General features: G+C 61.1%; 7 protein-coding genes. 5 read left to right on the top strand and 2 right to left on the bottom strand.

The annotated features are described in order from the left end of the window. Window positions 1-60 precede the first annotated feature (60 nt). Both ACKVY0_RS04010 and ACKVY0_RS04005 read left to right on the top strand, forming a co-directional pair. Entirely contained in the window at window positions 61-1,746 is a 1,686-nt protein-coding gene (locus ACKVY0_RS04010) for an ABC transporter substrate-binding protein (RefSeq protein ID WP_409213503.1), read from the top strand. A gap of 10 nt (window positions 1,747-1,756) precedes the next feature. After that, window positions 1,757-3,451, top strand: coding sequence for an ABC transporter permease (locus ACKVY0_RS04005; protein WP_409213502.1), 1,695 nt, complete (start codon window positions 1,757-1,759; stop codon window positions 3,449-3,451). Here the strand turns inward: ACKVY0_RS04005 and ACKVY0_RS04000 are convergent. Together ACKVY0_RS04000 and mnmA are read right to left on the bottom strand one after the other, a co-directional pair. After that, window positions 3,448-4,614: an NAD(P)/FAD-dependent oxidoreductase gene (locus tag ACKVY0_RS04000; RefSeq protein WP_409213501.1), complete on the bottom strand. Its 1,167-nt coding sequence runs from the start codon at window positions 4,612-4,614 to the stop codon at window positions 3,448-3,450. The genes ACKVY0_RS04005 and ACKVY0_RS04000 overlap by 4 nt on opposite strands. A gap of 75 nt (window positions 4,615-4,689) precedes the next feature. After that, complete coding sequence (mnmA, locus tag ACKVY0_RS03995) at window positions 4,690-5,829, bottom strand: tRNA 2-thiouridine(34) synthase MnmA (RefSeq protein WP_409213500.1); 1,140 nt, start codon at window positions 5,827-5,829, stop codon at window positions 4,690-4,692. A 73-nt stretch (window positions 5,830-5,902) separates the two neighbouring features. Between mnmA and ACKVY0_RS03990 the strand changes: the two genes are divergently transcribed. The 3 genes from ACKVY0_RS03990 to ACKVY0_RS03980 are packed head-to-tail and all read left to right on the top strand — an operon-like array spanning window position 5,903 to window position 7,200. After that, on the top strand, window positions 5,903-6,121 hold the full coding sequence (locus ACKVY0_RS03990; protein ID WP_409213499.1) for a DUF433 domain-containing protein: 219 nt from the start codon (window positions 5,903-5,905) through the stop codon (window positions 6,119-6,121). A 2-nt stretch (window positions 6,122-6,123) separates the two neighbouring features. Next, window positions 6,124-6,489 carry a DUF5615 family PIN-like protein gene (locus ACKVY0_RS03985; RefSeq protein WP_409213498.1) on the top strand — a complete coding sequence of 122 codons (366 nt, stop codon included), beginning with the start codon at window positions 6,124-6,126 and terminating at the stop codon, window positions 6,487-6,489. 48 nt (window positions 6,490-6,537) lie between these two features. Continuing rightward, on the top strand, window positions 6,538-7,200 hold the full coding sequence (locus ACKVY0_RS03980) for a hypothetical protein (protein WP_409213497.1): 663 nt from the start codon (window positions 6,538-6,540) through the stop codon (window positions 7,198-7,200). Window positions 7,201-7,337: the final 137 nt, after the last annotated feature.

Here is a 7,337-nt window from a genome sequence, read left to right as displayed (position 1 = left end):
TTCAGCGCAACCCCAACGGGGTTGCGTCCATCGTCGTCCGGCCCCCGAAGCGTCCGCCTCATGAACGCCTTCCTCCAGCACCCACGCACTCAGGCCGTCCTCGCATGGTTGCAGGTTTGGCGCAAAGAACTCGCCGTCGTTTTGGCGCTGCTGCTCACCATGGTCGGCCCGTTCCTGCTCAAACCAGCGCAAAGCACCGCACCGGCACGTTACGACCGCCGGCTCATCATCATCTCACCGCATCACGACCGCATCCGCGAGGAGTTCGGCCAGGCCTTCGCCGCGCATTGGAAAAAATCGACCGGCCAGACACTGTTCATCGACTGGCGTGTGCCCGGCGGCACCTCCGAGATCGCCATGCTCATCAAATCGGAAGCCACTGCTGCATTTCAGCAGCACTGGCAGCGTGATTTGAAAAAAACCTGGTCTCCCGCCGTCGCGCAGGCTTGCTTGAACCCAAAAGCCGCGCCCGACGATGAGGCCCGCAAAGCCTACCTCGCCTCCAACGTCAGCACGGGCATGGACGTGTTCTTCGGCGGTGGCGCGTATGATTTCGAGCAGCAGGCCAAAGCGGGCACGCTGGTCGCGGGTGATGGCGCAACGACTGGCATCAGCGGCTTGATGAAAAAACATCCCGATTGGTTCGGTGAAAACGGCATCCCCGAAAAACTCAGTGGCGAACCCTTTCGTGATCCGCAAGGGCGCTGGTGCGGCGCATGCCTTTCCAGCAGCGGCATCGTCTTCAATCGCGACGTGCTGCGCCGCATCGGCATCGCTGACGATCCCGATGCATGGGAAGACCTTGCTGATCCGCGCTACTACGGCCAGATCGCCCTCAGTGATCCCGGCAAGAGCGGTTCCGTGACCAAAGCACTCGAAATGCTCATCCAGCAGCAGATGCAGATCGCGATTGATCGACTCAAGGCCGTGCCCAACTCCAAACTCACGCCCGAGCAACTCGAAGCCCAAGGCGTGGCCGAAGGTTGGAACGAAGGCTTGCGTCTGATCCTGCGCATCAGTGCCAATGCGCGCTACTTCACTGATTTCTCCACGAAGATCCCGCTCGAAGTCGCCCGTGGTGATGCCGGAGCCGGCATGTGCATCGACTTCTACGGTCGCTCCGCCGAAGAAGACGTGCGCAAGGCCGACGGCACCTCCCGCGTCGGCTTCATCGCCCCGCTCGGTGGCACCTCCATCAGCGTCGATCCCATCGGCCTGTTGCGCGGTGCGCCCGATCCTGAAATCGCGACAGCCTTCATCGAGTTCGTGCTCGGCGATGCCGGACAGAAGCTGTGGAGCTTCCGTGTCGGCGAAGCAGGCGGCCCGCGTCATCACGCCTTGCGGCGCCTGTCCGTGCGTCATGATCTTTACACCCCGGAAAACATCGCCCGCATGAGCGATGGCAAAGAAGCGCCGTTCGAGAAAGCCCAAGCCTTCACCTATCACCCCGAACGCACCGGCGCAGCGTTCAGCGCCATTCGTTTCCTCGTCCGCGTCATCTGCGTGGACTCCCACAACGAGTTGCATGCCGCGTGGAAAGAAATCATCGACAACGACATGCCCGAACGCGCCATCACCGTGCTCGAGGACCTCACCCGCGTGAAATACGAGGCCGCCACGGGCACCATCTCGAAGATCTTGGCCGCCCGCGACAAGACCCAGGAAACCCGTCTCGCTCGCGAACTCGGCGATGCCTTCCGCACCCAGTTCATCCGCGCCCGCACCATGGCCCGACACGGCTCTTAGCTCACCCATCATGTCCCGCACCCTCTCACTCCTGATCTTCCTGGTGATGACCGCGTTCTTCGCGTGCTTCTTCGCCTATCCGATCTGGGCGGCGCTGGAGTCCGCGTTTCGCGGGCCGGACCATAAGTTCACGCTGGAATACATCTCGGAGGTGTTCTTGAACGAACTGTATCGCGAGGGGCTGTGGAATTCGTTCATCATCGCGGCGTGGACCACGCTCGGATCGCTCGTCATCGCGCTGCCGCTGGCGGTTTGCTATGTGCGTTTTGCGTTTCCGGGCCGGGCGCTGCTCAATTCGCTCGTGCTGATGCCGATGATCCTACCGCCGTTCGTCGGTGCGATTGGCATCAAGGCCATGCTGGGACAGGCGGGTGCGTTGAACAGCCTGCTGATCAATCTCGGCCTGATGGATGCGATGCATCCGACGGATTGGCTCGGCCAGCAGCGCATGCTGGGCATCATCATCATGGAGGTGCTGCATCTTTACCCGATCATTTACCTCAATGCCGCCGCCGCGCTCTCCAACCTCGATCCTGCGCTCGAAGAAGCCGCCGCCAACATGGGCTGCAACGCGTGGAGCCGCTTCTGGCGTGTGACGCTGCCGCTCATCATGCCCGGCGTGTTTGCGGGCGGCACGATTGTGTTTGTATGGGCCTTCACCGAGATGGGCGTGCCGCTGCTGTTTGATTATGACCGCGTCACCGCCGTGCAGGTGTTCCGCAGCATCAATGATTTGAGCGGGAACCCCTTCCCCTATGCCCTCGTGACCGTGATGCTCGGCTTCAGCACGCTGTTTTATCTCACGGGCAAAGTTCTATTCGGCAGTTCCAGCGCCAGTGGCGGCGGACGGGCCACCACTGGTCGCGAAACGCTCAAGCTGCCCGTGTGGCTCGGCTGGGCCTGCACCGCGTTCTTTGCCGGTGTCACCTTCCTCGCGGTGCTGCCGCATCTCGGTGTCGTGCTGCTGTCCTTCTCCAAAGACTGGTATGGCACGGTCATTCCGCACTCGCTTACACTGGAGCACTATCACGATGCACTCGGCCATGAACTCACGCTGTCCTCCATCGCCAACAGTTTGAAATACTCCGCGATGGCGATGCTCGTGGCGCTCGTCCTCGGCATCGGCGTGGCCTACGTTTCCGTGCGCACGCGCATCTGGGGCCGCCAGATACTCGATGCCATGGCGATGCTGCCGCTCGCCGTGCCCGGCATTGTCATGGCCTTCGGTTATCTCGCGATGACACGTGAAGGTCAGCCCTTCCACTGGCTCATGCTCGGCGAAGATCCGCTGCTGCTGCTCGTCATCGCGTATGCGGTGCGCCGCCTGCCCTACGTCGTGCGTTCCGCCGCCGCCGGCTTCCAACAGGTCAGCCCCACGCTCGAAGAAGCCGCGCAAAACCTCGGCGCTCGGCCCGAAAAAGCCCTCTGGCGCATCACGCTACCGCTGGTGGCTCCGAATCTCGTCGCTGGCGGCCTGCTGGCCTTTTCCTTCGCCATGCTGGAGGTGAGCGACTCCATGATCCTCGCGCAACAGGCCGCGCACTTCCCGATCACGAAGGCTATCTACTCGCTGGTGCTCGCTCTCGGCAGTGGTCCAAATCTCGCATCGGCACTCGGCGTTTGGGCGATGATCTTCCTCGCGGTGACGATACTTGGTGCGGGTGTGATTCTGGGGAAGAAGTTGGGCGCGTTGTTTCGCGGTTAAGTTGAAGCTCGCGCACCATCCGCACTCGTCGCCGTCTTTTCACGCCAGCGATAACGTGCCGCCCACGCATTTGGTTTTCGCTCCACCACATCCGCGATGATCTCGCCCATCACCGGCGTGAACTTGAAGGCGTGGCCGGAATCACCGGCGGCAACGATGAGGCCCGGATGAGCGGGGTCGTGGTCGATCCAGAAGGCACCGTCGAAGGTGTCGCAGTAGAGGCAGACGCGGGAGGAGTGCAGCGGTGCATCGGCGAGTGCAGGAAAAGTTTCGCGCAGGAAGGCGCGGTAGCGAACTTCCTCGCCTGCGGGCAATGAACGCGGATCGTTGGCGTTCACGCGGCGGCCGGGGCCGTGGTTGGCGACTTTGACGAGGCCGTCGGCGTTCGCGGGAAAGCCATACCAGCCGGTCTTGCCGATGTCGGCACCCCAGACGGGGAACTGCGGTGGCGTGAAGGGACGTGGATCGTCCGGCTTGAAGTGAAACACGGTCTGCGCCGTGGCCCACATGACGTCTTGCAGATGCGGCAGCAGTGTGGGCGTCCACGCACCGGTGGCGACGAGGACGTGCTCGGCTTTCCATGTCTGATTTGATGCGGCGATGCCGATACAGCGTGCGCCATCGAACTGCGGATGTGGATTTGGCACGTTTTCGTTGATCTCAACGCCAGCAGCGCGTGCTTCGGTAGCAAGTTTGGCAATGACGCACCCGCTTTCGACCCAACCGCCGATGGGATTGAGATAGCCGTCGCGATAGATGCCGTCATTCCACATGGGATGAAAATCACGCAGCCTATCAGTGGAGGTGCGGCGCAGCGTGTGGCCGCGTGCGGTAAGAAAATGATGGCTATCGTGCTCGAAGCCGCCGGACTGCATGGTTTCACGCGACATGACGAGGAAGCCGACTTCGTGATACAAGTCCTCGCCCCATTTCTCATTCCACTCACGCCAGCGCTCGATGCTGCGCTCGCCCATGGCGGTGTGCTGTGCGTCGTTGCCATAGTCCATGCGCACGACCTTGTTGATGTCGGTGGAGGCGGCATCGGGATGTGGCAGGCGGCCTTGATCGATCACCGTAACCTGCCAGCCGCGTGCGCGGAGTTCCAGCGCGGCGGTGAGGCCGAAACAACCGCCGCCGAGGATGAGAATGGAGGATGGAGTCATGCGTTGGAAGCGTGTGTCGTAGCGGCTGGCGTGAGCCTGCCGATCTGCGGAACTCTCACGAGTTCCGCTACGCGATCATTCGTGCTGGATGGATTCAAACACGGCACCACCAAGCAGACGCTCGCCCTCATACAACGCGCAAATCTGTCCCGGAGTCAGCGCACGCTGCGGCTCGGTGTATTCGAGTTCGGCACGGCCATCACCGAGTGGACGGAAGATCGCATCGCCTGCGGGGCAGCGGTAGCGCGGCTGGGCCTGAAGCGTGCGCTCGTCATTCAAAGGCGCACCAGTGCTCGAAATCGAGTGCAGCACCGCTTTGCGTGCCCAAAGCAGCGGCGTGTCGGCATTTTCGATAGCGACGACGAGTTCATTCGTCAGCGGACGCTTGGCGACGACGACGTAGGCCTGTTTGTGGAGCGGACTGGCGACGCCATGGCCTTTGCGCTGGCCGAGCGTGTAAAGATGCAGCCCACGATGCTCGCCGAGCACCTTGCCGTCGAGATTCACGATGGGGCCGGGCTTGTCGGGCACAAAGGTGCGCAGGAAGTCCTCCATCTTCACCTGCCCGATGAAACAGATGCCCTGGCTGTCTTTCTTCTCCGCCGTTTTGAGCCCAAACTCGCGGGCGAGATCGCGCAGCTCCGGCTTGAGCAAGTGTCCGATGGGAAACTGCGCGATGCGCACCTGCTGCGGCTGCATCATGGCGAGGAAGTAGGTTTGGTCCTTGTTGGGGTCGGCGCCACGGAGAATCGATGCTGAATGCTCGATACTGGATTCTAGATGCTGGATGCTGGATGCTGGATCTAGCATCAAGGATCGAGCATCTAGCATCGTTTTGCGCGCATAATGCCCCGTCGCAATCGCTTCGAAGCCGTGCTCGCTCGCCCATTCCCACAGGACACCGAATTTCATCTCGCGATTGCACATCACGTCAGGATTCGGCGTGATGCCGGCCTGGTAGCCTTCGAGGAGGTATTTCACCACCTTCTCGCGGTACTCGGTCATGAGATTGACGACGCGAAACGGGATGCCGAGCTGTTTCGCCACCGCTTCAGCATCCACGATGTCCTCCTCCCACGGGCAGTGGCCGATGATGTTCTCCTCGTTGATCCAGTTCTTCATGTACACGCCGGACACGTCATGCCCGGCGCGGACGAGCAGCGCGGCGGCCACGCTGCTGTCCACGCCTCCGGACATGGCTGCGAGAATTTTCATGCGGCGAGAATCGGCGGCACGAGGCGGGCGTCAATCGGGTTGCGAAATAGACCTGGAGTGTCACACTCCGCGCATGCCAAGAGTCGTCATTGATCCCGCCATCTGCCACGGCAAGCCAGTCGTCGAAGGAACACGCATGCCGGTCGCCATGATTGTGGGCAGCCTGGCGGGTGGCATGTCTGAGGCAGACCTGGAACGTGAGTATGATCTTAGTCCGGCGCAGGTACGCGCGGCACTGCGGTTTGCGGGGGAACTGGTGGAGCAGGAGTCGTTTCATCTGCTGCCCGCCTGATCATGAATTTCCTGCTGGATGCCAACATGCCGCGGCGCTGCCTGGATGTGATCCGCAGGCATGGACACAAGGTGGAGCATGCGCGTGACATCGGCATGGGAACATCCCCTGATGCAGACATCGCCACGCATGTCCGAGCGCATTGCTTGGCGCTGGTGACTCGCGATCTCGACTTCGCCGATGTGCGCGTCTATCGCCCGGAAGACTATCATGGACTGCTGATTCTGCGCCTGCCGGATGACGCCGTGGCCGAGGAGATCGCCGGGATCATGGAGCGCTTTTTCGGACATGAGCCGTGGCTGCTATCGTTGCCGGGCAGATTGTGCATTTTGGAAGAAGCCCGCGTGCGCTTCCGCCCGCCGATTTGAAGCTGGCGGCGCGCTTGATTTTTTCGCGTGGCGCATGCAGATGAGGTTATGGCAAAAATTGAAAAGATTCCGACGGGCGAGTTCCACTCCGGCTACGGCTGCGTCATCATGTCGGCGGTGGTCGCGGTGTTTGGCTTCATCGTGTGGTGGTCGTTCTGGCATGTGCCGTCCACGTTGAATACCGCCATCGCGGCGGTCGCGCAGGAGACACCGGCAAAGCTGCCGGAGATTGCTGCCGTCCCGGAACTGGAGAAGAAGCTGACAGACTTCGCAGCGACGGTGAATGCGGGCAAACCAGCGACCTTGAAGCTCTCGGTGGCGGAATTGAATGCGCTGCTGGTGCTGGCGCCGGATGGCGGCAGCGGAACGTACAAGGACATGCTGCGCGTGAAAGCGCTCGATGCGGCCAAGAACGTGATCATCACCGATGCGAGCCTGCCGATGAACACGGCGAAGTTTTGGGAGGACAAGAAGCGCTACCTCAATGGCGAGATCGATTTCACCGTGGAAATGACCGCCGTGGGGCCGGATGCGAAAGTGAGTGCCGTGCGTGTGCCGGGCAAGACGTTGCCGGAGGGCATGGTGCAGGGCATGCAGATGTATGGCTACTTGGGCCCGTATCAGTCGCATCCGACGATTGGGCCGGTGCTCAAAGCGATCAAGCAGGCCAAAGTCGAAGCCGATGGCCTCTTGCTGAACACTGAACATTGAACATTCAATGTCATTAAGTTAAGAAGGAGTTCCCGCAGATTCAGAAAACCCGCAGATTGGGATCCGGAAAAAAATCTGTGGGTTATCTGAATCTGCGGGAACACATCATGAGAAGTGCCTTAACTTAATGACATTGA

This window comes from Prosthecobacter sp., from assembly GCF_046154365.1.
Classification (GTDB): domain Bacteria; phylum Verrucomicrobiota; class Verrucomicrobiia; order Verrucomicrobiales; family Verrucomicrobiaceae; genus Prosthecobacter.
Note: the sequence above shows the minus strand (reverse complement) of the source record. Positions and strands in the feature narration are given on the sequence as shown.